The sequence below is a fragment of the Ciceribacter sp. RN22 genome (assembly GCF_024054295.1).
Taxonomy (GTDB): domain Bacteria; phylum Pseudomonadota; class Alphaproteobacteria; order Rhizobiales; family Rhizobiaceae; genus Allorhizobium; species Allorhizobium lividum.
This window is the reverse complement of record NZ_JAMXLD010000001.1, coordinates 2,624,274-2,650,120: the sequence shown is the minus strand read 5'-3', so window position 1 is coordinate 2,650,120 and position 25,847 is coordinate 2,624,274. Positions and strand designations below refer to the sequence as shown.

Below are 25,847 nucleotides of genomic sequence, written 5' to 3'. Positions count from 1 at the left end.
AATCGTAAATGCAGACATGCGCACCTCCTGATGTTTTCTAGGGACCAAGATCCCCAGCCTGAGGCTTGGTGGTGGGGGTGTCCACATCATCAAGAAACGGGCTCAGCAGCGCCACGCCGTGACCGGCAATGGCGGCGCTGCCTTCCAGATCCAGTGCACCGTCGGCGTCGATCGTGATCGTGCCGGGCAGAGGTGTATCGATGCCGTTCGACTGAAACCAGATTCCCCACCATTTGCTGCTGCCGCCGATCAGCGGCAGTTTCAGAAGATCCGCCGGGGTCGTCATGCCGCCGATTGTCTCGGCCAGCTTTGGGCTCAGCATGGGTGCATAGCGCAGCCGGAACAGTTCGTGCGCCTCCACGTCCGCCGGCGGACGCTCGCCCCGCCAGATGGCGACATCGGCATTGTCCTGGCGAAAGTCCATCGGCTTTTCGATGCGCAGGATGCGCACGGCCAGACCTGGATGCTGAAGCTGAAAGGCGCCGATATGGCGGGCCAGCCAATGCGAGGCAAAGGTCGGCGTCGAGCGGATTTCCAGAATGCCGCCTGCTTCCTGGCGCGCATCGGAAACAGCCTCCGACAACAGGACGAAAGCTTCGCCCACCTTTGGCAGCAGCCGCTCCCCAGTGGCGGTGAGGGCAATGCGCCGCGCCTGACGGATGAATAGCAGTTCTCCCAGATGCTCCTCCAGAAGCTTGATCTGATAGCTCACGGCTGTCTGGGTCATGCCCAGTTCTTCGCCAGCCTTGGTGAAGCTCGACAGTCGCGCCACCGCCTCAAAGACGCGAAGGGCGTTGAGCGGGAGTTGGCGGGACAGTTTCATGGATAAGTTCTCTTTATGTTGAAAGCCAAACATTGAATTGGAAGATTTGAAAAAAACAAGCACATTTCTTCAGGCACACATCAACAGTTATTCTTGAGGGGTGGACTGATGACAGTTCCCGCGACGGGCAGACTTGTTCCCATTTTTCAGTTGCTGGCAGGATTGCTGAGGCGCGAGACGCAGACGCTGCCTATCAATCCTGTTGGCGATATGCCGCCGGATCTGCTGCGTGATGTCGGACTGGAAAGTCCCCAACCAGCAGACAGCAGGCAGGACGCCTTCTGGCGGCAAAGCCGAAGGCTCGGCCATCGGTCGCTGCCCTTCTGATCAGGTTAGGGTTTGCCGTCGAGGAGGATGCCGAGCAGTTCGGCGGCGACCAGGGCCGCGATCACCGGGGGGCGCTTGTCGCGGAGCGCGCTGCCGCCAATCGGCAGGACAAGCCTGTCGAGCACGCACGCGTCGCCGCCCTCGCGGTCCAGCCAGCGGGCGAAGGTGGCGCGCTTGGTCGCCGAGCCGATCATGCCGACATAGGCAAGATCGGGGCGGGCAAGCGCCTGGCGGGCGATCAGGAAATCCAGCGCATGGTCGTGGGTGAGGATGACGGCCGCGCCGCCCGACCGGATCATCGCCACCTCGGCTTCGGGAACGGCGACCCGACGCAGCGCGACGCCGTGTGGCAGGCTGTCCGGGGCAAGGTCGCGCGTCTCGACCAGGGTGACGGTGAGGGGCAGGGGGACAAGGGCGATCGCCAGCGCCCGCCCGACATGGCCGGCGCCGAAGAGGAAGACGTCGGGATAGGCGGTCTCCAGCTTTGCCTGCCGGTCGACCAGAACCTGCTGCGACTGTGCGTCGAGGCGGGTGAAGGCGAGCCGGGTGCGTCCGCCGCAGCACTGGCCGATCTCCGGACCGAGCGGCACGTCGAGCGACGAGTCTGGTTCGCCGCTGGCCAGCAGCATACGGGCATGGTCGATGGCGAGAAATTCCAGCTGCCCGCCACCGATCGTGCCGAACAGCGCATCGGCCGCCACCACCATGAAGGCGCCCGCCTCGCGCGGCGTCGAGCCTTTGGCCTCGGCGACGTCGACGAGCACGGCGTCGGGGTGGCTGGCGAGGAAGGCGGAGAGGGCCGTCATTGCAGGGCCCCCTCTGGCCTGCCGGCCATCTCCCCCACAAGGGGGGAGAGGACCAGCGGTGGCGTCCTGCCCGCCTTGCAGGTCGAAGAAGTACCCACGTCTTCAGGAACTCCAAATCTGACTTCAGCCCGGGAAGTGGCAACCAAGATGGACCGGCGGCTGATTGCCCCCAGGGGCCGTGTTTCGAACGCTCTATGGGGGCGGAAACGATGCCCCGGGTTGTCTCCCCCCTTGTGGGGGAGATGGCCGGCAGGCCAGAGGGGGCTGATCACGCACGCAGTTGCCGAAGGGGCGTGCTCTTTTCCTCCAAGGGGAAACGCGCCGAGCCGGCGCGGTGCAACGACGGTTTGGCGGGCGCCCCTGCGGTGGCTCGCGCGCCCCTCATCCGGCGCTGCGCGCCACCTTCTCCCCGAGGGGGAGAAGAGGGGTGCCATCCTTGCCATCACATTCCCTTCAGCCGCTCGACCGCCATCAGCACCCGCTCGGGCGTGGCCGGGGCGTCGAGGCGAGGGCAGACCTTGTAATCCGCGACGCTTGCGACCGCCATCGAGAGCGCTTCGAGCACCGAGATCGCCAGCATGAAGGGCGGCTCTCCGACCGCCTTGGAGCGGCCGATGGTGGGTTCGGCATTCTCCGACCATTCGGCAAGGCGCGTGTTGAATATCTTCGGCCGGTCGGAGGCGAGCGGAATCTTGTAGGTCGAGGGCGCGTGGGTGCGCAGCCTGCCCTTGTCGTCCCACCAGAGTTCCTCGGTAGTCAGCCAGCCCATGCCCTGAACGAAGCCGCCCTCGATCTGGCCGATGTCGATCGCCGGATTGAGCGACTTGCCGACGTCGTGCAGGATGTCGGTGCGTTCCATGACGTATTCGCCGGTCAGCGTGTCGATCGACACTTCCGAACAAGCCGCGCCATAGGCGAAGTAGTAGAAGGGCGTGCCACGCCCGGCCGCCCGGTCCCAGTGGATCTTCGGCGTCTTGTAGAAGCCGGCGGCCGAAAGCTGGACGCGGGCGAAATAGGCTTGTCTTACGAGGTCGGGGAAGGGGATCTCCTGATCGCCGACCCGCACCCGGTTCGGCAGGAACTCCACCTCATCCGGCGGCACCTCAAAGTGCTCGACCGCGAAGGCGACGAGCCGTTCCTTGATCTGTCGGGCGGCATCGTAGGCGGCCATGCCGTTGAGATCGGAACCCGAGGAGGCCGCGGTCGCCGAGGTGTTCGGAACCTTGCCTGTCGTCGTGGCGGTGATCTTGATGCGGTCGATGTCGACCTGGAAGGCTTCGGCGAGCACCTGCGCCACCTTCGTGTAAAGCCCCTGGCCCATCTCGGTGCCGCCATGGTTCAGGTGGATCGAGCCGTCCTGGTAGACGTGCACGAGGGCGCCGGCCTGGTTGAAGGCCGTCATCGTGAAGGAGATGCCGAACTTCACCGGCGTCAGCGCGATCCCCTTGCGGATGACCGGGCTTTCCGCATTGAAGTCGATGATCGCCTTGCGGCGTGCCTGATAGTCGCAACTCCGTTCGAGTTCGTCGACGATACGGGCGATGATGTTGTCCTCGACCTTCTGGTGGTAGGGCGTGACGTCACGGCCCGAGCCGGGGGCGCCGTAGAAGTTCGCCTTGCGAACATCGAGCGGGTCCTTGCCGAGCGCATAGGCGATCTCTTCGATGATCCGCTCGCCGCCGAGCATGCCCTGCGGACCGCCGAAGCCGCGGAAGGCCGTGTTGGAAACACTATGCGTTTTCAAGGGTTGCGAGGTCAGCCTCACATGGGGATAGAAGTAGCTCGAGTCGGCATGGAAGAGCGCGCGGTCGGTGACCGGTCCCGAGAGATCGGCCGAGTAACCGCAGCGCGCGGCGAAATTGGCGACGAGGGCGTGAATCCGCCCGTCGCCGTTGAAGGCGACGTCGAAATCCATCCGGACGTCGTGCCGCTTGCCGGTCATCGTCATATCCTCGTCCCGGTCGGGACGGAACTTGACGGCGCGACCGAGCTTCTTCGCCGCGAGTGCTGCGAGTGCCGCGAAAAGGTTGCCCTGGGTTTCCTTGCCGCCGAAGCCGCCGCCCATGCGCCGCACGTGGACGGTGACCGCGTTCGACGGGATGGCGAGCACATGGCCGACGACATGCTGGATTTCCGACGGGTGCTGGGTGGAGGACCAGACCTGCACCTCGTCGTCCTCGCCGGGGATGGCGAGCGCCACATGGCTTTCGAGATAGAAATGCTCCTGCCCGCCGATGCGCATCTCGCCGATCAGGCGGTTCTCGGCATTGTCGAGTTCAGCCTCCGGGGTGCCGCGTTCGAGCGTCATGCCGGCGGTGACGAGGGGTGCGCCGTTTTCGATCGCGCCGTCGATGTCGGTCCAGTGCGGCAGGTCGCGATAGTCGATGCGCGCGAGCCGGGCGGCGCGGCGGGCGGCGTCGCGTGTCGTCGCGATCACCGCGAAGACCGGCTGGCCGTGGAACTGGACCTCTTCGGTCGCCAGCAGCGGCTCGTCGTGGTGGCCGCCGGAGGAGATGTCGTTGACGCCCGGCACGTCGGCGCCGGTCAGGACGCAGACCACGCCGGGATGAGCCTTCACCGCCGAGAGGTCGACCGAGAGGATCTCGGCATGGGCGCGGTCGGAAAGTCCGAGCGCGCCGTGCAAGAGGCCGGCGGGTTCCGGAATATCGTCGATATATTCGGCACTTCCGGCGACATGCTTGTGTGCTGAATCATGGCGCAGCGCCTGATGCATCGGGCCGTTGATGTACTTGTAGGTTTCGTAGGTCGGCTTATGCATGGGAAAGGCCTCCCAGTTCCACCCTCCCCTTGAGGGGGAGGGTCGGAGCATAGCTCCGGGGTGGGGTGTGCATTGTTCCAGTCTCGCTGGCTGATTTGTCGGAAGTGACAGCAGGGATCACCCCCACCCGCCGCTTCACGGCGACCTCCCCCCTCAAGGGGGAGGTGGAGAGACACTCGACCATCACGCCTCCTCCTCCGCAAAGCGCTTCAGCTCCTGCGGTGTTCCCGAGGCTTCAAGGAAGAAGCGCGTCAAAAGGTTCTTGGCGGCCAGCTGGCGGTATTCGGCGCTCGCCCGCCAGTCGGTGAGCGGCGTGTAGTCGTCGTCGAAGGCGGTGCGGGCGGTAGCGATCGTCGCCTCGGTCCAGGGCTTGCCGCGAAGGGCCGCCTCCACGGCGCGGGCCCGCTTCGGCGTCGCCGCCATGCCGCCGAAGGCGATCCGGATATCGGACACCTTGTCTTCGTCGCGGGTGAGCAGAAAGGCACCGCAGAGCGCGGAAATATCCTCGTCACGGCGCTTGCTCACCTTGTAGACGGCAAAATGCTGGTCATCCCGCGGCCGCGGCACGAAGATGCTCTCGACGAACTCGCCGGGGCGGCGGTCCTGCTTGCCGTAGGCGATAAAGTAGTCCTCGAGCGGCAGCACGCGCTTGCCCGAAGCCGAGCGCAGTGTGATCGTCGCGCCGAGCGCAATCAGCGCCGGCGGCATGTCGCCGATCGGCGAGCCGTTGGCGATATTGCCACCGATGGTTCCGACATTGCGGACCTGCTGCCCGCCGATGCGGTCGATCAGCCGTCCGATCGCGGGAATTTCGGCGCGAAGCCTCGCGGAGGCGTGCTCGTAGGTGACGCCGGCACCGAGCGTGATGCCGTCCGTGCCTGTCTCGATTGCCTGCAGCTCGTCCAGGTGATTGATGAAGACGACCGGGTCGAGATCGCGCATCTGCTTGGTCACCCAGAGGCCGACATCGGTCGCACCGGCGACGACGGTCGCGGAGGGTTCTGCAGCAAGCACGTCCGCGAGTGCTGCGACCGTCCCCGGCACGATCAGCCGGCGTCCGGCCTTCCCGATGGCGATGGTTTCCCCGGTCTTCAGTTCCCACAGCTTGGCGCTGATTGCCGTCCGGTCCCGTTCGAGCGGATCGAAGAGGGCGCTCGGCCGTGTCCTGGAGACGAGCTCCGCCGCCTTGACGATCGGCTCATAGCCGGTGCAGCGACAGAGATTGCCCTGCAGCGCCTTCTCGATCTCGGCGCGCGAGGGGTTTTCGTTGGAAAGCCAGAGGCCGTAGAGCGACATCACGAAACCCGGCGTGCAGAAGCCGCATTGCGAGCCGTGGCAGTCGACCATCGCCTGCTGGACCGGATGCAGCGTGCCGTCGTGCGCGGCGAGATGTTCGACCGTCACCACGTGGGTGGCATGCAGCGAGCCCAGGAAACGGATGCAGGCGTTTACCGTCTCGTAGCGCAGTCCGCCGTTCCGGAGGCGCCCGATGAGAACGGTGCAGGCGCCGCAGTCGCCTTCGGCGCAGCCTTCCTTGGTGCCGGTCAGGCGGCGGTCGAGACGGAGGAAGTCGAGAAGCGTGGCCGTCGGATCGACGTCCCTCAATGCGACGTCCTTCCCGTTCAGGATGAAGCGAATGCAGTCGGTCATGCAGTGCCTTTCCGCTGTCTGAACCGTCAAGGTTACTGCGCCGTCCAGCCGCCATCAATGGAGATGTGCGTGCCGGTGATCTGGCGGGCAGCGTCGCTCGCCAGGAACAGCGCGACGGCGGCGACCTCCTCGACGGCGACGAAGTCCTTGGTCGGCTGGAATTTCAGCATGACATCGGACTTCACCTGTGCCTCGCTGATCCCGCGGGCCTTGGCGGTGTCGGGGATCTGCTTTTCGACGAGGGGGGTCAGCACGTAGCCGGGGCAGATGGCGTTCACCGTCACGCCGAATTCGGCGAGTTCCAGCGCCGCCGTCTTGGTGAGCCCCATGATCCCATGCTTGGCGGCGACATAGGCGGCCTTGAACGGCGAGGCGATCAGCCCGTGGGCGGACGCGACGTTGATGATGCGGCCGTGGCGCTTCTCCTTCATCGCCGGGATCGCCGCGCGCATGGTGTGGAAGGCGCTCGACAGGTTGATAGCGATGATCTGGTTCCATTTCTCGACCGGGAATTCCTCGATGGCCGCGACGTGCTGGATGCCGGCGTTGTTGACGAGCACGTCGACCATGCCGAACTCGGCGGCGGCGGTCGCCATGAGGTCGGCGATCTCTTCCGGCTTCGTCATGTCGGCACCGTGATAAATTGCGCGGCCGCCTTTCTCTTCCAGGCTCCTGCGGATCGCCTCGATCTCCGCCGCATCGCCGAACCCGTTGATGACGAGATTGTCGCCTTCGGCGGCGAAGCCGCGGGCGATCGCAAGCCCGATGCCGCTGGTGGAGCCGGTGACGACGACGGTTCTGGCCATTTCAGTTTCTCCCGAGAACTTCTTTCTGGAACAGCGCGGCGTTCTGTTGCGCCGCAATAGTCGAACGAAGTTACGCGCAAACCGGCGACGGTGGCAATTGCGTTGTTGCGGGGCGCATTCGTCTTTTCCCGATGTCCCGGAAGCGAGCGTCCGGATCGCCGCGCTTTCTTTTTGACAAGTATCCGGCAGTCGTATTGAACTCACGCCCGGAGAAGAAACTGCGCATATCGGGGAGGAAGTGTATGGGCGGATTTGTGCTTGCGATCGATCAGGGGACGACATCGAGCCGGGCGATCGTTTTCGACGGCGACATGCGGATCGTCGGCATCGGCCAGAAGGAATTCCCGCAGCACTTCCCGAAATCCGGCTGGGTGGAGCATGATCCGGAGGACATCTGGCAGAGCGTTCTCTCGTCGATCCACGACGCTTTCGGCCGGGCACGCGTCGAGCCGCACCAGATTGCCGCAATCGGCATCACCAACCAGCGCGAGACGGTGGTCGTCTGGGACCGCGAAACCGGCCGGCCGCTACAGAACGCGATCGTCTGGCAGGACCGCCGCACGGCGAGCTATTGCGACAAGCTCAAGCGCCAGGACCTCGAAAAGCTCTTCGTCAGGAAGACCGGGCTGCTGCTCGATCCCTATTTCTCCGGCACCAAGCTTTCCTGGCTGCTTTCCAACGTCAAGGGGGCACGGGCGAGGGCGGCGAAGGGCGAGCTCTGCTTCGGCACGATCGACACCTATCTCATCTGGCGGCTCACCGGCGGTCGCGCCCATGTGACCGACGCCACGAATGCGTCGCGGACGCTGATGTTCAACATCGCGACGAACGAGTGGGATTCCGAACTGCTCGAAATCCTTCGCGTGCCGGCCGCGATGCTACCGGAGGTGAAAGATTGCGCGGCCGATTTCGGCGTGACCGATCCCGCCGTGTTCGGCGCGGCCGTCCCGATCCTCGGTGTCGCCGGCGACCAGCAGGCGGCGACGATCGGCCAGGCCTGCTTTGCGCCGGGCATGATGAAGTCGACCTACGGCACCGGCTGCTTTGCGCTCCTGAACACCGGCAGCGACATGGTCCGCTCGAAGAGCCGGCTCTTGACCACGATCGCCTACCGGATCGACGGCAAAACCACCTATGCGCTCGAAGGCTCGATCTTCATCGCCGGTGCGGCGGTGCAGTGGCTCCGCGACGGGCTGAAGATCATCGGCGACGCCCGCGAGACGGGCACGCTCGCCGAACTCGCCGATCCCGGCCAGCAGGTCTACCTGGTGCCGGCCTTCACGGGCCTCGGCGCTCCGTGGTGGGACCCGGAAGCGCGCGGCGCCGTCTTCGGCATGACCCGCAATACCGGACCGGCCGAATTCGCCCGCGCGGCGCTCGAGGCGGTCTGCTACCAGACCCGCGATCTGCTGGACGCAATGCACAAGGATTGGCGCAACGGCGGCGATGAGACTGTCTTGAGGGTCGACGGCGGCATGGTCGCTTCCGACTGGACCATGCAGCGCCTCGCCGACCTTCTCGATTCCCCGGTCGACCGGCCGGCGATCACCGAGACCACCGCGCTCGGTGCCGCCTTCCTCGCCGGCAGCCGCGCCGGCATCTGGCCGGGCATGGAGGAGTTTTCCAAGGCCTGGGCGCGTGACCGTCGCTTCGAGCCGGCAATGGACGAGAAGACCCGCACGACGAAGCTCAAGGGCTGGCGGAATGCGGTACGGCGCACACTGAGCGACTTCTGACCGAGCACTCGAACATCAAAGCAGCCCGGCGAACACTGTGTCGCCGGGACAGTCCCTTGTTTCGGGTGAACCGGCTGCTATCTCTCATGCGGTTCACCAGTCACCAAGGGACAAAGCCATGGAGCTCGGCCTCTATACCTTCGCCGACGTCGATCCGAATGCTACGGACAAGGGAGCCGAGGGCGCACGCCGGCTCGCGAACCTCATGGAGGAGATCGCGCTTGCCGACGAGGTCGGGCTCGACGTCTTCGGTATCGGCGAGCATCATCGGGCCGACTACGCCGTCTCCTCTCCCGCGACGATCCTCGCGGCCGCCGCCGTCAGGACGAAGCGAATCCGGCTCACCAGCGCGGTCTCGGTTCTGAGTTCGGACGATCCGGTCCGGGTGTTCCAGCAATTTGCGACCGTCGATCTTCTGTCGAACGGCCGTGCCGAGATCATGGCGGGTCGCGGCTCCTTCATCGAATCCTTCCCGCTCTTCGGCTACGATCTCGACGATTACGACCGGCTCTTTGCCGAGAAGCTCGATCTTCTGCTGACGCTGCGCGAACAGGAAGTCGTCAGCTGGTCCGGCGAGACGCGCGCCGCGATCCCCGGTCGCGGCGTCTATCCGCGGCCGCTGCAACAGCCGCTGCCGCTCTGGATCGCCGTCGGCGGCACGCCGCAATCGGTCGCCCGTGCCGGCGTGCTCGGCCTGCCGCTGGCGCTCGCGATCATCGGTGGTCAGCCGCGCCGCTTTGCGCCGCTCTTCGACCTCTACCGCGAGAGCGCGCGTCGCGCCAACCGCGATCTTGCGACGCTGAAGACCAGCATCAACGTCCACGGCTTCATCGCCGATACGACCGAGAAGGCGGCGGACGTCTTCTACGAGCCGCAGGCGGCGGTGATGAACCGCATCGGCCGGGAGCGCGGTTGGGGGCCGACCAACCGGCAGCATTTCGACCAGTCGCGCGGGCCGGAGCGTGCGCTCTTCGTCGGCGACCCGGAGACGGTCGCGGAGAAGATCGTCGCCCACCACGAGATCTTCGGCAATGACCGCTTCCTGCTGCAGATGGCGATCGGCCTGATGCCGCACCGGGAGGTGATGCGCGGCATCGAGCTCTTCGGCACAAAAGTCGCCCCGCTGGTCAGAAAAGCGTTGACGCCCGCGGAAACGGGCGCGTAAGCAGCCCGAAACAGCCGCGACCGGCCACTGCCCGGTCTGCCTGCGCGTGAAAGAGCACGAATGATTGTTTCCAGTGAAGACGAACTCAACGGCCTGAGGGAGATCGGCCGCCTCTGCGCGGTCGCGCTGAAAACCATGGGGGCGGCGCTGGAGCCCGGAATCACCACCCGCGAACTCGACATGATCGGCCGCAAGATCCTCGAGGATGCCGGTGCCCGCTCGGCACCCGAACTCTGCTATCAGTTTCCCGGCGCCACCTGCATCAGCGTCAACGAGGAAATCGCCCACGGCATTCCGGGCGACCGGATCATCAAGGCGGGCGATCTCGTCAACATCGACGTCTCGGCGGAGAAGGGCGGTTTCTTCGGCGATACAGGCGCGTCTTTCGCCGTGCCTCCGGTCACGTCGAAGACCGAACGCCTCTGCCGCGACGGCAAACGGGCGCTCTGGGTCGGCCTCAACCAGATCCGCACCGGACAGCCGCTCGCCAATATCGGCAACGCGATCGGCACCTTCGCGAAGAAGAACCGCTACACGCTGATCACCAACCTTGCGAGCCACGGCGTCGGCCGGTCGCTGCACGAGGAGCCGACGGAGGTCGCAACCTGGCCAGATCCTGACGAAACACGGATCATGGAAGAGGGGCTGGTCTTCACCGTCGAACCCTTCCTGTCGCTCGGCGGGCACTGGGCGGAGGACGGCGACGACGCCTGGACGCTCTACAGCGAACCGAAGGCGCCCACCGTCCAGTTCGAGCACACGCTGGTCGTCACCCGCAACGGGCCGCTGATCCTGACGCTCGCCGACTGAGAGCGGGCGGCAAGGCGCCTCCGGTTTGACCTCGGCCCTGTTCGGGACTATCTTCGTATTACAAACGGAGGTGAAAAGTGATGTCCGTCAAGCGTGAGCTATCCGATCCGATCACCCTTCGCCTGCCGGTCGACGTTCTGTCGGAGATCGAGGACGTGGCCCGGACATGCGAGCGAAGCCGCAGTTGGGTCATCGTCCGGGCGCTGAAATCCTATCTGGCAAACGAAGGACGAGAAGTTCTCGAACTCGCAAGAGCGCGTCGGGCGGTCGATGCTGGCGATGTCCACGATCTCGACGACGTGCTCAAGGAGGTCGAGGCAATCGTTAAGGGAGCCGCCGCTTGAAGGTGCTGCTCGCCCCGGAGGCCAGGAACTACGTTTCGTCCGAGGCGCGATATCTCAAGGCTCGCAGTCCGCAGGCTGCGCGGCGTTTTGCCGACAGCCTGAAGCAGCTCAAGGAGCATCTGTCACAGTTTCCGCATTTGGGAAAAGTATCGGACGAGACCCCGGTGCCAGGAGTCCTCCGTTTCGTCATGGGAGCCTATCTGGTCGATTACGAAATCCGCCCAGGCGTTATCGTCATCCTCGGCATTCGCCACGGGCAGCAACGTCCGCCGGGGATGCCCCTCGATGAGGATTTTGATTTCGAGGCGCCATGACGGCGAGTCGCCGGTGGCCGCCCGATCTCAGGCGGAGAACGCGACGGCGACGCCCCGTTTCTTGAAGTAGGACTGCATGATCTTGCGGCCCTGACGGTTGGACTGGGCGAGCTTCGCCGTCTCGAACACCGCTTCCTTGACGCCCTCGCGGGCCATGGCCCCCTTCAGCGCCGCGATGTGGAGGTCGATCTCCTCGTTGTTGTTGTTGAGCGAGGCATAGATGTTGTCGATGGCTTGGCTCAGGGTGAGGTCGTTCATGGGGTGCTCCTTCGGATTGTCGCTTCTCCACTAGCGATTTTTGCCGTGGGAGCAAGCCGGGCTTTGAAACGGTGGTTCAAGCTGGTCGCAGCTGAAGGGTGGTCCATCTCGGTAGACAATTTCACGGGATACCCTGCGGGCGCGATCCTGGCGCTTGTTCTCGCTGCGGTTCTGGCGGTGCCGGTGTGGAAACGCGTCGGTTGAGGCTGCGTTAGTGCGGGCTTCCGCGGGGTGGTGAACAGCAGGTTACAATGTCGTAACAAACCCCTGAGAGCATTGCTGGCAACATCGTTCTGCCCTAGTTTCGCGACAATCGAGACGTCCGACGAAGCCTGAAGGCGCCTGCCAGGAAAGTACCCGCCCGTGTTCAAATCATTCTTCCCGAACCCCAGATTGTTCTTTCTCTCGGCAACGCTCTGGTCGTTGGCCGCCATTTTCATCTGGTATGCCGGAGGCAGTGACTTCGGCGCAGTGATCGGACTTCCGCCGCTGGCCGCGGGACAGCAGCCCCCGATCGGGGCTTCGGTCTTCTGGTCGACCCCGTTCCTCTGGTTCTATATCTACTACACCGTCGCCGTTGCGATCTTCAGTGCCTTCTGGTTCATCGTCAGCCCGCATCGCTGGCAGCGCTGGTCGGTGCTCGGCAGCGCGCTCATCATCTTCACGACCTATTTCAGCGTTCAGGTGAGCGTCGCCATCAATGCCTGGTACGGTCCGTTCTACGACATGATCCAGAAAGCCTTGTCGCAGGCCGGTTCGGTCTCCGCCGGCGAACTCTACATGGGCATGCTCGGTTTCGCCGGGATCGCCTTCATCGCGATCACCATCGGTGTGCTGAGTCGCTTCTTCGTCAGTCATTGGATCTTCCGCTGGCGCACGGCGATGAACGAATACTACATGGCCTACTGGCCGAAGCTCCGCGTCATCGAGGGCGCTTCACAGCGTGTCCAGGAAGATACGATGCGCTTTTCGTCGACCGTCGAGAGCCTCGGCGTCAGCCTCGTCAGTTCCGTGATGACGCTGATCGCCTTCCTGCCGGTTCTGTTTACCCTCGGCGCGAACATCACCGAACTGCCGCTCATTGGCAATATTCCCCATGCGCTGGTATGGGCGGCGATCTTCTGGTCGGTTTTCGGGACTGTCTTCCTCGCTGCCGTCGGGGTCAAACTTCCGGGATTGGAGTTCCGCAATCAACGCGTCGAAGCGGCCTATCGCAAGGAACTGGTCTACGGCGAGGACGATCCTTCACGCGCCCGGCCGATGACGGTGGCGGAGCTCTACGACGAGGTGCGCCGCAACTATTTCCGCCTGTATTTTCACTACATGTATTTCAATGTTGCCCGCATTTTCTATCTTCAGGCCGACAATCTCTTCAGCCTCGTCGTGCTCGTGCCGTCGATCGTCGCCGGCAAGCTGACGCTCGGGCTGATGACGCAGATCAACAACGTCTTTGACCAAGTCAGGGGCTCGTTCCAGTATCTCGTCAATTCGTGGACCACGATCGTCGAACTGCTGTCGATCTACAAGCGCCTGCGCGCCTTCGAGGCGACGATCGACAACGAACCGTTGCCGGAGATCGACCAGGAATACCTGCAGGACGCCAACGAACTGCCCGCTACCCGGTAAGCGACATTCGCCCGGCGGATCGCCGCCGGGCGACAATCCTAATTGGAGGCCGGCGCCGCGCGGCGCTGACCGGTTTCGATGACGTGCATGGCCTCCGTGTAGCTGACGCAGGCGACGTCGGCGCGGCCGCAGACGTCGCCCACCAGCCGCTCGAGCGCCCGCCAGTAGGCGCCGCCGTTCATCTCGACGAAGTGGAAGCCGAACTGCAGGGGAATGCGCTCGCCGTCATATTGTGCGTCGAAGGCGCTCTTGAAGGCGGCGTAGGCGCGTTCCTCGTATTCGATCGATTTCGACGGATTGTCGAGGCCGGCCGAATGGCGGATGAAGAGATTGTAGTCCATGCCGAGGATTTGCCGGTCCCGCGGCCCCTCGGGGATCAGCGGCAGGGCGAAACGGACGAGCCCGCCGTCGCTTTCCGGCCATTGCGGTCCCTTGGCCACGCCGCTCGCGTCGTAAACGAAGCCGGCGGCACGCTCCGCCTCGGTCAGTGCCTTGGTCGCGGAAAGGTAGGGCGCACGAAATCCGGTAATGCCGTTCTCCACGAAATCCTGCCACTCCTTCGGCTCCCGCTCGCCGACGCCGTTCGCCTGCCATGCGCCCTTCAGCACGGTGTCGAAGGTCGAGAATTCTTTCAGCCAGTCGTCGCGCGTCCAGTCCTTGCCGTCGAAGTGGCCGCAGGCGTGGCTTGCGATCTCATGGCCTTCGAGATGGGCCTGCCAGATGTGATCAAGGCGGGCGGCGGCATCCTCCTTGCTCGGCGCGAAACCGACATTCGAGCGGCCCGGCTTCTGACCGGGTGCCGCATAGCCCTTCTTCGCCTCGCGCGGGATCAGGTTGGTGCAGGAGAGAAAATAGGTGAAGCGGGCGTCGACCTTCTTCGCCATCGCCCGGCTCCTCGCCCAGAGCTCGTTGCTGCCCGCGCCATCGAACGAGATCACCAGGATCTGCGGACGCCTGCTGAGGATCGGCTGCTCCGCGGCTGCGGCCTCGGTCACGGGCATGAGGAGGGCGGTGGAGAGGAGGAGAAGCGAACGGTACATGGCAATCCTGACGGTGGGGCGGCTTGCGGCGTTCGAGCAGCCGGGCGCCTTGTCTCATTTTCGGGCGATGCCGTACGAAAGGCGCCTCGCGCCTTTCCCGGAGCCCTCGCGGGAGAGGGGATTTCCTGTCATCAAAATGGGGCGAAGCTTTGAACGCGCTGGCAATTTCGCCCCGTGCACTCTATTCCATTGGGAATGTTCAAAATGGGGCTCGAAACGATGGCTTTGCTCATCCTTGGGATCGTGGTGTTTCTCGGCATACATCTGACACGGATCGTGGCGCCCGGCTTCCGCGACGCGACGGTCGCGAAGCTCGGCGAGCAGCGCTGGAAGGGGCTCTATTCGCTGGCGAGTTTCGCGGCGCTGGTGGTGCTCGTCTACGGCTACGCAAACGCGCCGATCGTCGATCTCTACTATCCGCCGGTCTGGACGGCGCATCTGACGCTGACCCTGATGCTGCTGGCGATGATCGTCCTCGTGGCAAGCCTGCTGCCGGCGGGCCATATCGCCGCCAGAGCCAAACATCCGATGGTGCTCTCGGTGAAGATCTGGGCGTTCGCCCACCTGCTGGCGAACGGCGATCTGCGCTCCGTCCTGCTCTTCGGCTCCTTCCTCGCCTGGGGTGTCGTCGTCCGCATTTCCCTGAAGCGGCGGGAAAGGGCGGGCGATCTGAAGCCGCGGCCCTTCGTTTCCGCCCGTTACGACCTGCTGGCGATCGTGATCGGCGCGATCGTCTGGGGCCTCTTCATCGCGAGGCTGCATGCCTTGCTGATCGGCGTTCCGCCGATCGTCATGTAGGCTTTGCAAAGGATTCGCGGCATTCCCACTTACAAGGCCCGAAAAATCGGGTAGAAGGCCGCTCACGAACACAAAGGCATGAATGGCCGTCAGGCCGGAGACAACCATGGTTGAGAACAACGACAGCTTCATCCGCGAAGTGAACGAAGAGCTTCGCTCGGATCAGGTCAAGCAGGTGTGGCGCCGCTTCGGGACATACATCATCGGCGTCGCCGTCCTGATCGTGGTCGGCACGGCCGGATACCGCGGCTACGAATACTGGCAGGACCGTCAGTCCTCGGCCTCTGGCGACCAGTTCCTCGCGGCCCTGACGCTCGCCAGCGAAGGCAAGCGGGACGAGGCGCTTGCCGCACTCGCCGCGCTCGAGAAGGATGGCTACGGCGCCTATAGCGTGCTCGCCCGCATGCGGGCGGCGACCGTTCAGGCCGAGAAGGGCGAGACACAGGCGGCGATCGACGCCTTCACCGCGATCGGCAAGGACACTTCCGTGCCGCAGGTGATCCGCGACGTCGCGCGCCTTCGCGCCGCCTGGCTGCTGGTCGACGCCGGCACCTACGAGCAGGTCTCTGCCGAGGTCGAGGTGCTCGCAGCACCCCGCGACGCGCTGCGCCATTCGGCTCGCGAAGTGCTGGGGCTTGCCGCCTACAAGGCCGGCGACATGGTGAAGGCCCGCGAGTGGTTCGAGCAGATTACTGAAGACAACGAAACGCCGGGGAATGTCTCCAGCCGGGCACAGATGATGCTCGACAACATCGTCGCTTCCGGCAAGGCGCCGTAAGCGGCACACCGGCGGCAGCCAGAAAGCAAGGTCCATGAGTTTTACCGTCGCCATCGTCGGTCGTCCGAATGTCGGCAAGTCCACGCTCTTCAACCGCCTGGTCGGGAAGAAGCTGGCGCTCGTCGACGACACGCCGGGGGTGACGCGTGACCGTCGTCCGGGCGCGGCAAAGCTCATCGACCTGCGCTTCACCATCATCGATACCGCCGGCCTCGAAGAATCCGGTCCCGAGACGCTGCAGGGCCGGATGTGGGCGCAGACCCGTGCCGCGATCGACGAGGCGGACGTCACCCTCTTTGTCATCGACGCCAAGGCCGGACTGACGCCGGCCGACCAGACGCTCGCCGAGATGCTGCGCAAGAGCGGCAAGCCGGTCGTGCTCGTCGCCAACAAGTCGGAAGCACGCGGCTCCGACGGCGGCTTTTACGATGCCTTTACGCTCGGGCTCGGCGAACCGTGCCCGATCTCGGCCGAGCACGGCCAGGGCATGCTCGACCTGCGCGACGCGATCGTCGCGGCGATCGGCGAGGAGCGCGCCTTCCCGGAGGCGGACGATGTGGCCGTCACCGACGTCGACGTGCGTGATGTGCCCGGTGCCGCGGAGAGTGCCGAAGACGAGGAGGTCGAGCCGGAATACGACGAAACGAAGCCGCTGCGGATCGCCGTCATCGGCCGTCCGAACGCCGGAAAGTCGACGCTCATCAACCGCTTCCTCGGCGAGGATCGCCTGTTGACCGGCCCCGAAGCCGGCATCACCCGCGACAGCATCTCCGTCGAATGGGAGTGGCGCGGCCGCACCATCAAGATGTTCGACACCGCCGGCATGCGCAAGAAGGCGAGGGTGCAGGAGAAGCTCGAAAAGCTCTCCGTCGCCGACAGCCTCCGCTCCATCCGCTTCGCCGAACTGGTCATCATCGTCTTCGACGCCACGATCCCCTTCGAGAAGCAGGACCTGCATCTCGTCGATCTCGTTGCCCGCGAAGGTCGTGCCCCGGTGCTCGCCTTCAACAAGTGGGACCTGATCGAGGACCCGCAGGCGTTCCTTGCGGATCTGCGTGAAAAGACCGAGCGGCTTTTGCCGCAGGTGCGCGGCATCCGCGCGGTGCCGATCTCCGGGCAGACCGGTTACGGCCTCGACCGGCTGATGCAGTCGGTGGTCGAGACCGACCGCGTCTGGAACCGCCGCATCTCGACGGCGAAGCTCAACCGCTGGCTCGAAAGCCAGCAGGTGCAGCATCCGCCGCCGGCCGTCTCCGGACGCCGCGTGAAGCTCAAGTACATGACGCAGGTGAAGGCCCGTCCGCCGGCCTTCATGATCTCGTGCACGCGGCCGGAAGCACTGCCGGAATCCTATCTTCGCTACCTAACGAACGGGCTCCGGAACGATTTCCAGATGCCGGGCGTACCGATCCGCATCCATCTGCGGGCGTCCGAAAACCCGTTCGAGGGCAAGAAGAAAAAGCGCTGATCGCTAGCCCGTGGCCGTCGCCCAGCGCGGCGAGGGCCGCGCTTTGGCTGCCTCGACATTGTCGAGGAATTGGCGCGTCGCGCGCTCCCATGAAAACGTCTCGGCAAGAGCCCTCGCGTCGTCGCGGGAACATGCCAGCGTCGCCTCGCAGGCGGAGCGGAGATCCTCTTTCAGAACGCCCGCCTTGCCGTCTCCCGGAATGATGTCGACCGGCCCCGTGACGGGAAAGGCAGCGACCGGCACACCGGAGGCGAGCGCTTCCAGGATGGTGTTGCCGAAGGTGTCGGTGCGCGAGGGAAAGACGAAGACATCGGCTTGCGCATAGGCGGCGGCGAGGTCCTCGCCGAACCTGGCGCCGGTGAAGACGGCGTCCGGATAGCGCCGCTGCAGGTTTTCCCGTTCGGGACCGTCGCCGACCACGACCTTCGAGCCCGGCAGGTCGAGGTCGAGAAAGGCCGGCAGGTTCTTTTCCACCGCAACGCGCCCGACCGTCATGAAGAGCGGCCGCGGCAGGCCGAAGGGACGCTCCGCGCGAGGCCTCGGGTGAAAGAGATCGAGGTCGATGCCGCGGCTCCAGAGGCGCAGGTTGTCGAGCCCGTGCCCCTCCAGCTCCCTCTTCAGGCTCTCCGTCGCGACCATGCAGACGCCGCCGCCGTTGTGGAACCAGCGGACATAGGCATAGAGCCAGGACATCGGCACCGGGACGCGGGCTGCGACATATTCCGGAAAGCGGGTGTGGTAGGTGGTCGAGAATCCCATGCCCTGCTTCAGGCACCAGTGGCGCGCCATCAGTCCGAGCGGCCCTTCCGTCGCGATGTGGAGGTAATCCGGCGCGTGGCTCTCGATGGCGCGGGCGACACGGCTGTAACGCGCCATCGACAGCCTGATCTCAGGATAGGTCGGCATGGGGATGCTCGGATAGGCGTCCGGAGTGATCATCGCGACCTCGACGCCCATGCGCGCGAGTTCGCGATTGGTGTTCTCGATGGACCGGACGACGCCGTTGACTTGCGGTCGCCATGCGTCGGTGACGATGACAATTCTGGGCATGCCTGGACGAACTTCTCTTCGGCACCGGAAGGCGGGAACCCTCCGCTTTCTTCAGGCTTTATGTGGCCGCAGTGTTACAGGTTGATGTCACCCGCCTGTTCACAACATCGGCCTCTGGCCTCGTTGCCGCCTTCGCCTATACTGCCCCACGATCACCACTGGCCGAACCGCAGGAGCCTCGATGCCCTCTCCCGACCACAAGAGCAGTAGCCGAACGAGCCGATCGGATTGGTGGCGGGGCGCCACGATCTATCAGGTCTATCCGCGGTCCTTCCAGGATACGGACGGCGACGGCATCGGCGATCTCAGGGGCGTGACGCAGCGGCTCGGTTACATCGCCTCGCTCGGGGTGGACGCGATCTGGCTTTCACCATTCTTTACCTCACCAATGGCCGACATGGGCTATGACGTCGCCGACTATTGCGACGTCGACCCGATGTTCGGGACGCTCGCGGATTTCGATGAACTGATGAAGGAGGCGCACCGGCTCGGCCTCAAGGTCATCATCGACCAGGTTCTGTCGCACACCTCCGACCGGCATCCCTGGTTCGAGGAAAGCCGCGCGCACCGCCACAATCCCAAGGCGGACTGGTATGTCTGGGCCGACCCGAAGCCGGACGGCACGGCGCCCAACAACTGGCTCTCGATATTCGGCGGTCCGGCCTGGGAGTGGGACGGCGTGCGCAAGCAGTATTACATGCACAATTTCCTCGCGAGCCAGCCGGACCTCAACTTCCACAATCCGGAGGTTCAGGCGGCGCTGCTGCAGGTCGTCGAGTTCTGGCTGAAGCGCGGCGTCGACGGCTTCCGCCTCGACACGGTCAACTATTTCTTCCACGACCGGGAGCTCCGGGACAATCCGGCGATGGTGACGGACGACGATGCGCCGGGCCTCGATGCGCCAGACGTCAATCCCTATGGCATGCAGAACCACCTCTACGACAAGACCCAGCCGGAGAATCTCGTTTTCCTCGAACGACTGAGGGCTTTGATCGATCGCTATCCGGGGCGCACGACCGTCGGCGAGGTGGGTGACGGCGCCCGCTCGCTGAAGACCGTCGCGGCCTATACCGGCGGCGGCGACAAGCTGCACATGTGCTACACCTTCGACCTTCTCTCGCCGGACTTCACCGCGAACCACATCCGCACTTGCGTCCGCGCTGCGGAAGAGATGATTTCCGACGGCTGGATCTGCTGGGCCTTCTCCAATCACGACGTGGAGCGCCATGCGAGCCGGTTTGCGCAATCGGCGGAAGAGCGCGAGGCGGTCGCGCGGCTGTCGATCAGCATCCTTGCCGCCTTGCGCGGCTCGATTTGCCTCTATCAGGGCGAGGAGCTGGGATTGCCCGAAGCCGAGCTTTCCTTCGAGGACCTGCGCGACCCCTACGGCATCCGGTTCTGGCCGGCCTACAAGGGCCGCGACGGGTGTCGCACACCGATGGTCTGGACCTCCGGCGGCAATCATGCCGGCTTCTCGTCGGGGCATAAATCCTGGCTGCCGGTTCCGCGCGAGCACAAGGCCCTGTCAGTGGAAGTACAGGCGGCGGCGGAGAAAACCGTCCTCAATCACTATCGTCGGACGATCGCCTTCCGCAAGGCGCATCCGGCGGTGGTCGAGGGGGGCCTGACCTTCGTGGATATGGAAGAGGACGTGCTTGCCTTCATCCGCGACAAGGGCGGGGAACGGCTGCTCTTCGTCTTCAACATGCGCCGTGGACCGCAGGACGTGGCGCTGCAGGCCCATGTCACCGTCAAGGAAGTGCTGGCGCTGCCCGGCTGCTCCGGACGTATCGAGAAGGGGCAGCTGCGGCTCGGCGCCCTCGATGGTTGCTGTGTGAGGGTAGGCGCATGAAGGTCCGTAGGGCCACCGTTGACGATTTGGCTGCATGGGGAAGGCTGCGCTTGCAGCTCTGGCCGGACACCCCGGTAGATGCGCATTCCGGCGAACAGGCCGCCATGCTGGAGGCCCCCGACCGTTTCGCTGCCTTCCTGTACGAGGAGAGAGGAAGCGTCTGCGGCTTTGCCGAGGCGAGCCTTCGTCGGGATTACGTCAACGGTTGCGGAACCTCGCCGGTCGTCTTTCTCGAGGGCATCTTCGTCGTGCCCGAACACCGTCGCCGCGGCGTTGCCGGTCAACTCGTCGCTGCCGTCGAGCAATGGGCGCGCGAGATCGGCGTGCAGGAAGTTGCCTCCGACGCCGATCTTGCCAACACGGTCTCACATGCGATGCACAGGCATCTGGGTTTCGAGGAGACGCAACGGGTGGTCTATTTCCGCAAGGAGCTGTGAGCGTTTCCGGAAAACGGCGACTTACAGCCGAACGCGCCGGAGATCGCGTTATTTTTCACTTGAGCAGCATGAACTTGTCGACGTCCACCATGCCCATGTCCGAGATCTTGAGATGCGGGATGACCGGCAGCGGCAGGAAGGCGACCTGCAGGAAGGGCTCCTGCAGCGTGGTGCCGAGCGCATAGGCCGCGTGACGCAGGTCGTGCAGGGTGTCGCGCACGGCCTCGTACGGTTCGAGGCTCATCAGCCCGGCGACGGGGAGGGCGATCTCGCCCGTCACCTTGCCGCCGTCGACAACCACGAAACCGCCCTTGATCTCGCCGAGGCGGTTGGCGGCAAGCGCCATGTCGTCCTCGCTGACGCCGACGACGCAGATATTGTGGCTGTCGTGGCCGACGGTGGAGGCGATCGCGCCGCGTTTCAGTCCAAAACCCTGCACGAAGCCGTTGGCATGGTTGCCGTTCTTGCCGTGGCGCTCGATGACGGCGACCTTGATGATGTCGCGGTCGAGATCGACGGCGGTCTGGTTGCCGGAGGTCGGCAGATGGTAGCGGCGATGTTCGGTGATGATCTTGCCCGGCAGCACGCCGATCACCGGCGTCTCGCCCTCGGTCACCGGCACGCCGAAATCCGCCGCCTTGACGATCCGCGCCTTGACGCTGTCGAGGCCTACGGGCGCGACCGGCTTGCGGGTGGCAAAAAGCTCGTCCGTCACGCGCCGGCCGGCCGCGAAGACCATTTCAGCCTTGCAGTTCTCGAGACTGTCGATGACCACGAGGTCGGCGCGCCAGCCGGGGGCGACGAGGCCGCGGTCGCGGAGCCCGAAGGCGCGGGCCGCCGAGATCGAGGCGGCACGATAGACGGCGACCGGGTCGGCGCCGTTTTCGATTGCCTCGCGGATCATGTAGTCGAGATGGCCCTGTTCGGCGATGTCGAGCGGATTGCGGTCGTCGGTGCAGAGCGCGAGGAAAGGCGAGAGCCGCTCGGTGAGGATCGGCATCAGCGCGTGGAGATCCTTCGATACCGAGCCCTCGCGCACGAGGATATGCATGCCCTTGCGGATTTTTTCGAGCGCCTCTTCGGCTGTGGTGCATTCGTGATCGGTGCGGATGCCGGCGGCGAGATAGCCGTTCAGGTCGTTGCCGGAAAGAAGCGGCGAATGGCCGTCGATATGACCGCCCTGGAAGGCTTCGAGTTTCGCCATGCAGACGGGATCCTTGTGGATCACGCCCGGGAAATTCATGAATTCGGCGAGCCCGATAACCTTCGGATGGCTGCGGAAGGGCAGGAGACGCTCGATCGGCAGGTCGGCGCCGGAGGTTTCGAGATGGGTGGCCGGAACGCAGGATGAGAGCTGGACGCGGATGTCCATGATCGTTTCGAGTGCGCTGTCGAGGAAGAACTGGATGCCCTCGGTGCCGAGAACGTTGGCGATCTCGTGCGGATCGCAGATGACGGTCGTGACGCCGTAGGGCAGGACGCAGCGGTCGAACTCGTGGGGCGTTACCAGCGAGGATTCGATGTGGAGATGGGTGTCGATGAAGCCCGGCACGACGATGCGGCCTGAAATGTCGATCTCCTCGCGGCCGTGGTAGTCCCCGCAGGTGCCGACGATGGTGCCGCCGCAGATTGCGATGTCGGAGGCGACCAGTTCGCCGGTCACGAGATCGAAGAAGCGCCCACCCTTGAGCACCATGTCGGCCGGTTCGCGTCCCGTTCCCTGGTCGATGCGGCGTTCGAGGTCAGTCATGCGGTGTCTCCGATTCCGTTGTACCTTCACTCTAGTCGCGGTGGCGCAGAAGCGCGAGTTCCTTGAGGGGATTACCTGCCCGAAAGGCACCCCGTCGATGAGGCGGGTCAGAACACCGGACCGCAGCCGACCGTGAGGATGTGCATTCCGGCGGCAAGCGGCAGAGCATCTGCGATTTCGACGAGACGTTGCGATGCCCGTGCAGCCGTCGACCTACGCCCTGATCTCGACCGCAAACCCGAAGCGCATGCTCTCGCCCGCGGCCAGAGCCACCGTATAGGGACGCTCGACCAGTTCGGCTGTGCCGCCGGCATGCGCGGCCATGCCGTGCCAGGGTTCGATGCAGAGGAAGGGGGCGCCGGGCTTCTGCCAGAGCGCGACGATGGGCAGGTTCTCGAAGGTGAAATGCAGTGTCGGTCCGCCGTCGGTGCCGTAGGTGAGGCCGGTGCCGGCGCCTTCGGGGAAGATGAGCGCGTCGTTCTCGAAGAGCGAAGGTGCGAGTTCCAGTCGCCCGTCCTCGAAGGGCGAGTTGTGCAGCGTCTTTCCGATGAGGCCGTTCTCCAGCTGCACGACGCCCGGTTCTGCGCCGTTGTCGAGGATCACGTGATGCGCCTTTCCTGCCGCGCCGGGCAGGGGCCACAGAAACGCCGGGTGGAAACCGATGCCAAAGGGAAGGGGACTGTCTCCCGGATTGGTCACCTCGGCGGAGACGGTTAGGGTCCGGCCGTCGAGACGGTGCTCGACCACGAGGCCGAAGTCGAAGGGATAGACCTCGCGCGTTTCCTCCGTCGAGACGAGGCGGTGCCGGCAGGCGTTTGTCGTGTGATCGACGAGGTCGAAGATGCGTCGCCGGGCAAGGCCGTGCTGGGCCATGGGATAGGTCCTGCCGTTGACGGCGATCACGTCGTCCGGCGCCTTGCCGACGATGGGAAAGAGGATCGGCGAGCGGCCCGTCCACCATCGGGCATCACCGTTCCAGAGAAAATCGTGGCCATCCGCGGTTCTCAACGACTGCATCTCGGCACCGAAATGATGCACCTCTACGGCGAGCTCTTCGTTCTCGATCAGAATCGTCTCGGACATGATGACACCCGCCTTTCACGTACTGATCATAGCGCAAGCGCGGCGGTTGCCGCCAGCAGCAACGCGCGGCGCTTTCCGGTTCACGTCCGCGGCTTCGCCGCCACCGCCTCGACCGGATGACCGGCGGCCCGCCAGGCGGTGAAGCCGCCATCCAGATGACAGATATTCTCCAGACCCATCTCGCCGGCCGTTTTCGTTGCGAGTGCGGAGCGCCAGCCGCTTGCACAGAAGAAGACGAAGCGACTGTTTCCGGCGAAGACAGGCTTGTGATAGGGGCTTTCCGGGTCGATCCAGAATTCCAGCATGCCGCGCGGACAGGAGAAGGCACCCTCGATCGTGCCTTCCCGTTCCCGCTCCCGCGGATCGCGCAGATCGACGAAGATCACGTCGCTACGACCGTGCAGCATCCTCGCCTCAGCTGCGTCGATCGCTTCGACGACCGCATTCGCCTCCGCGAGCAAGGCCTTGTAACCTCTCTTCATTCTGTCCTCCTGCGGCGCAAGGACGCCGTTCTCCTGATCTGTCGTGGCACGGACCATAGCAGCCCGGCCGCCGCTGTCACCGGATGCCTTGGTCGAACGGGATATCCTATATTCATCCTTATGGTTGATTATCTCAGTACCGCGACTTATGAAAGATATTATTCAACCATGTGGGTGAATTAACTCCGGCATGCGGCAGATCTTGCCGTTCGCACCAGCCCGCGGAGGTCATCATGTTTCTCTCTAACAAAAACATCGTCATTTTCGGCGGCTCGGGAGCGATCGGCTCCGCGGCGGCCGGAACGACCATGCTCGGACGGTTGCCGACCCTGCAGGACGTTGCCCAGACGGCCGTCTTCCTGATGTCGGACAGGGCGCGCGCCATGACGGCCGCGTATGTGAACCTCACCTCGGGCATGATCGCGGACTGACGCGGCGATCGGCTGGCCACGGACCTTCCTGCATGCACGAAGCGCAAGAAGGCGACTGTCGCCAGCCGCCTTCCGGATTCCAGGTGATTTCGACCTTACTCGGCCGGGACGATCTTGCCGTCTTCCCACTTGTAGAGCGAGAAGGCCTGCGAGGTGAGGTCGCCGGTTTCGCCGTAGGTGACCTTGCCGATCGCGGTTGCGATCGGTTCGCCGCTCTTCAGCGCGGTTGCGACGGCTTCCGCATCCTCGGCGCTTCCGGCTTTCTCGATACCGGCCTTCAGCACTTCGACGGCTGCGTAGGCGTTGAGGGTGAAGGCCTCGGCCGGAATATTGGCGGCGGCAAGCGCGTCGGCGGCAGCCTTCGAGTCCGGGTTCTTGAGCGCGTCGGAGGCATTGGTGAAGACCGTGCCGGCCGCAGCTTCGGTGCCGATCGTCCAGAACTCCGTGTTCGACAGGCCGTCGCCGCCGATGAGCGTCGCGTCCATGTTGAGGTCGCGCATCTGCCGCACGAGCAGGCCGGCCTCCGGATGGTAGCCGCCGAAGTAGACGACGTCGACATTCTCGGCCTTGAGGCGGGTGGTCAGCGCGCTGAAGTCCTTGTCGCCGGGCGTGAGCGCGTCGTTGAAAACTTCAGTGATGCCGCCTTCGTTCAGCGTCTTCTTGAAGGCGTCGGCGAGGCCCTTGCCGTACTGGCCCTTGTCGTTGATGATGGCGATCTTCTTGTCCTTGAACGCGCCGAGCACGTATTTCGCGGCGACTTCCGCCTGCTGGTCGTCACGACCGCAGGTGCGCAGGATGTTGGTGAGGCCGCGATTGGTGAGGTCCGGGGCGGTGGCGGTCGGCGTCACCATCAGGACGCCGTTTTCGGCAAGGACGTCGGAGGCCGGAATGGCGACGCCCGAGGTCACCGGCCCGACGACGAAGCGGACGCCTTCGCCGACCAGCTGGTTTGCCGCCGAAACACCCTGTTTCGGTTCGCCGGCGTCGTCGGCGACCTTCAGGACGACCTGTTCGCCGAGAATGCCGCCGTTCTTGTTGATTTCCTTGACGGCGGTTTCGGCGCCGTTCTTCACCTGCTCGCCATAGGCGGCGACCGGGCCGGTCAGCGGTGCGATCAGGCCGAGAACGAGTTCCGCATGGGCAACCTGTGCGAATGCCAGCGAGGCAACCAGGGCGGTGCCTGTCAAGAGTCTCAGGTTCATTTTCGTCTCCTTGGATGGGCCCTACGGCCCGG

General features: G+C 64.6%; 25 protein-coding genes. 13 read left to right on the top strand and 12 right to left on the bottom strand.

Annotated elements, in window-relative coordinates; translation table 11 throughout:
- Positions 1 to 37: 37 nt before the first annotated feature.
- Complete coding sequence (locus NHF53_RS12940) at positions 38 to 823, bottom strand: LysR family transcriptional regulator (RefSeq protein ID WP_252834514.1); 786 nt, start codon at positions 821 to 823, stop codon at positions 38 to 40.
- Positions 824 to 931: 108 nt separating this feature from the next.
- Between NHF53_RS12940 and NHF53_RS12935 the strand changes: the two genes are divergently transcribed.
- Positions 932 to 1,150: a hypothetical protein gene (locus NHF53_RS12935; RefSeq protein WP_252834513.1), complete on the top strand. Its 219-nt coding sequence runs from the start codon at positions 932 to 934 to the stop codon at positions 1,148 to 1,150.
- A gap of 5 nt (positions 1,151 to 1,155) precedes the next feature.
- Here the strand turns inward: NHF53_RS12935 and xdhC are convergent, their stop codons facing one another.
- The 4 genes from xdhC to NHF53_RS12915 all read right to left on the bottom strand — a co-directional run bounded on the left by xdhC (position 1,156) and on the right by NHF53_RS12915 (position 7,191).
- Complete coding sequence (gene xdhC, locus NHF53_RS12930) at positions 1,156 to 1,956, bottom strand: xanthine dehydrogenase accessory protein XdhC (protein ID WP_252834512.1); 801 nt, start codon at positions 1,954 to 1,956, stop codon at positions 1,156 to 1,158.
- A gap of 442 nt (positions 1,957 to 2,398) precedes the next feature.
- Entirely contained in the window at positions 2,399 to 4,735 is a 2,337-nt protein-coding gene (gene xdhB / locus NHF53_RS12925; protein ID WP_252834511.1) for a xanthine dehydrogenase molybdopterin binding subunit, read from the bottom strand.
- 183 nt (positions 4,736 to 4,918) lie between these two features.
- On the bottom strand, positions 4,919 to 6,385 hold the full coding sequence (gene xdhA, locus NHF53_RS12920) for a xanthine dehydrogenase small subunit (protein WP_252834510.1): 1,467 nt from the start codon (positions 6,383 to 6,385) through the stop codon (positions 4,919 to 4,921).
- A gap of 32 nt (positions 6,386 to 6,417) precedes the next feature.
- Entirely contained in the window at positions 6,418 to 7,191 is a 774-nt protein-coding gene (locus tag NHF53_RS12915) for a 3-hydroxybutyrate dehydrogenase (RefSeq protein ID WP_252834509.1), read from the bottom strand.
- Positions 7,192 to 7,433: 242 nt separating this feature from the next.
- Here NHF53_RS12915 and glpK point away from each other — a divergent pair, with 242 nt between their 5' ends.
- The 5 genes from glpK to NHF53_RS12890 all read left to right on the top strand — a co-directional run bounded on the left by glpK (position 7,434) and on the right by NHF53_RS12890 (position 11,560).
- Entirely contained in the window at positions 7,434 to 8,927 is a 1,494-nt protein-coding gene (gene glpK, locus NHF53_RS12910; RefSeq protein WP_252834508.1) for a glycerol kinase GlpK, read from the top strand.
- A 118-nt stretch (positions 8,928 to 9,045) separates the two neighbouring features.
- A complete protein-coding gene (locus NHF53_RS12905) occupies positions 9,046 to 10,092 on the top strand; it encodes an LLM class flavin-dependent oxidoreductase (RefSeq protein ID WP_252834507.1) in 1,047 nt (348 codons plus the stop codon).
- Between the two features lie 60 nt (positions 10,093 to 10,152).
- On the top strand, positions 10,153 to 10,902 hold the full coding sequence (gene map / locus NHF53_RS12900; protein WP_252834506.1) for a type I methionyl aminopeptidase: 750 nt from the start codon (positions 10,153 to 10,155) through the stop codon (positions 10,900 to 10,902).
- An 80-nt stretch (positions 10,903 to 10,982) separates the two neighbouring features.
- Complete coding sequence (locus tag NHF53_RS12895) at positions 10,983 to 11,246, top strand: CopG family ribbon-helix-helix protein (RefSeq protein WP_114361251.1); 264 nt, start codon at positions 10,983 to 10,985, stop codon at positions 11,244 to 11,246.
- A complete protein-coding gene (locus tag NHF53_RS12890) occupies positions 11,243 to 11,560 on the top strand; it encodes a type II toxin-antitoxin system RelE/ParE family toxin (protein ID WP_254007845.1) in 318 nt (105 codons plus the stop codon). The genes NHF53_RS12895 and NHF53_RS12890 overlap by 4 nt, the downstream gene beginning before the upstream one ends.
- A gap of 27 nt (positions 11,561 to 11,587) precedes the next feature.
- Here the strand turns inward: NHF53_RS12890 and NHF53_RS12885 are convergent, their stop codons facing one another.
- A complete protein-coding gene (locus NHF53_RS12885; RefSeq protein WP_114361252.1) occupies positions 11,588 to 11,818 on the bottom strand; it encodes a hypothetical protein in 231 nt (76 codons plus the stop codon).
- A 363-nt stretch (positions 11,819 to 12,181) separates the two neighbouring features.
- Here NHF53_RS12885 and sbmA point away from each other — a divergent pair, with 363 nt between their 5' ends.
- Positions 12,182 to 13,444, top strand: coding sequence for a peptide antibiotic transporter SbmA (gene sbmA / locus NHF53_RS12880; protein WP_252834505.1), 1,263 nt, complete (start codon positions 12,182 to 12,184; stop codon positions 13,442 to 13,444).
- Between the two features lie 38 nt (positions 13,445 to 13,482).
- Here sbmA and NHF53_RS12875 read toward each other — a convergent pair whose 3' ends face one another.
- Positions 13,483 to 14,484, bottom strand: coding sequence for a polysaccharide deacetylase (locus NHF53_RS12875; RefSeq protein WP_374591097.1), 1,002 nt, complete (start codon positions 14,482 to 14,484; stop codon positions 13,483 to 13,485).
- A 219-nt stretch (positions 14,485 to 14,703) separates the two neighbouring features.
- Between NHF53_RS12875 and NHF53_RS12870 the strand changes: the two genes are divergently transcribed.
- The 3 genes from NHF53_RS12870 (at position 14,704) to der (ending at position 17,528) form a co-directional block, all read left to right on the top strand.
- Positions 14,704 to 15,282, top strand: a complete 579-nt coding sequence (locus tag NHF53_RS12870) for an NnrU family protein (RefSeq protein ID WP_114361792.1) — start codon at positions 14,704 to 14,706, stop codon at positions 15,280 to 15,282.
- Between the two features lie 106 nt (positions 15,283 to 15,388).
- The gene (locus NHF53_RS12865; protein WP_252834504.1) at positions 15,389 to 16,060 is read left to right on the top strand and encodes a tetratricopeptide repeat protein; all 672 of its coding nucleotides are present in this window, start codon (positions 15,389 to 15,391) and stop codon (positions 16,058 to 16,060) included.
- A gap of 34 nt (positions 16,061 to 16,094) precedes the next feature.
- Complete coding sequence (gene der / locus NHF53_RS12860; protein ID WP_252834503.1) at positions 16,095 to 17,528, top strand: ribosome biogenesis GTPase Der; 1,434 nt, start codon at positions 16,095 to 16,097, stop codon at positions 17,526 to 17,528.
- Positions 17,529 to 17,531: 3 nt separating this feature from the next.
- Here the strand turns inward: der and NHF53_RS12855 are convergent, their stop codons facing one another.
- Positions 17,532 to 18,578, bottom strand: a complete 1,047-nt coding sequence (locus NHF53_RS12855; RefSeq protein ID WP_252834502.1) for a glycosyltransferase family 1 protein — start codon at positions 18,576 to 18,578, stop codon at positions 17,532 to 17,534.
- A gap of 181 nt (positions 18,579 to 18,759) precedes the next feature.
- Here NHF53_RS12855 and NHF53_RS12850 point away from each other — a divergent pair, with 181 nt between their 5' ends.
- Together NHF53_RS12850 and aac(6') are read left to right on the top strand one after the other, a co-directional pair.
- Positions 18,760 to 20,430: an alpha-glucosidase gene (locus NHF53_RS12850; RefSeq protein WP_252834501.1), complete on the top strand. Its 1,671-nt coding sequence runs from the start codon at positions 18,760 to 18,762 to the stop codon at positions 20,428 to 20,430.
- Entirely contained in the window at positions 20,427 to 20,867 is a 441-nt protein-coding gene (aac(6'), locus tag NHF53_RS12845) for an aminoglycoside 6'-N-acetyltransferase (protein ID WP_252834500.1), read from the top strand. Before NHF53_RS12850 ends, aac(6') begins: the two co-directional genes overlap by 4 nt.
- A 55-nt stretch (positions 20,868 to 20,922) precedes the next feature.
- Here aac(6') and ade read toward each other — a convergent pair whose 3' ends face one another.
- The 3 genes from ade to NHF53_RS12830 all read right to left on the bottom strand — a co-directional run bounded on the left by ade (position 20,923) and on the right by NHF53_RS12830 (position 24,182).
- Positions 20,923 to 22,617, bottom strand: a complete 1,695-nt coding sequence (ade, locus tag NHF53_RS12840; RefSeq protein ID WP_252834499.1) for an adenine deaminase — start codon at positions 22,615 to 22,617, stop codon at positions 20,923 to 20,925.
- Positions 22,618 to 22,830: 213 nt separating this feature from the next.
- Complete coding sequence (locus NHF53_RS12835) at positions 22,831 to 23,700, bottom strand: aldose 1-epimerase family protein (RefSeq protein ID WP_252834498.1); 870 nt, start codon at positions 23,698 to 23,700, stop codon at positions 22,831 to 22,833.
- 80 nt (positions 23,701 to 23,780) lie between these two features.
- Entirely contained in the window at positions 23,781 to 24,182 is a 402-nt protein-coding gene (locus NHF53_RS12830; protein ID WP_252834497.1) for a rhodanese-like domain-containing protein, read from the bottom strand.
- Positions 24,183 to 24,415: 233 nt separating this feature from the next.
- Here NHF53_RS12830 and NHF53_RS12825 point away from each other — a divergent pair, with 233 nt between their 5' ends.
- A complete protein-coding gene (locus NHF53_RS12825) occupies positions 24,416 to 24,613 on the top strand; it encodes a hypothetical protein (RefSeq protein ID WP_252834496.1) in 198 nt (65 codons plus the stop codon).
- 95 nt (positions 24,614 to 24,708) lie between these two features.
- Here NHF53_RS12825 and NHF53_RS12820 read toward each other — a convergent pair whose 3' ends face one another.
- A complete protein-coding gene (locus NHF53_RS12820) occupies positions 24,709 to 25,815 on the bottom strand; it encodes a branched-chain amino acid ABC transporter substrate-binding protein (RefSeq protein WP_252834495.1) in 1,107 nt (368 codons plus the stop codon).
- Positions 25,816 to 25,847 lie beyond the last annotated feature (32 nt).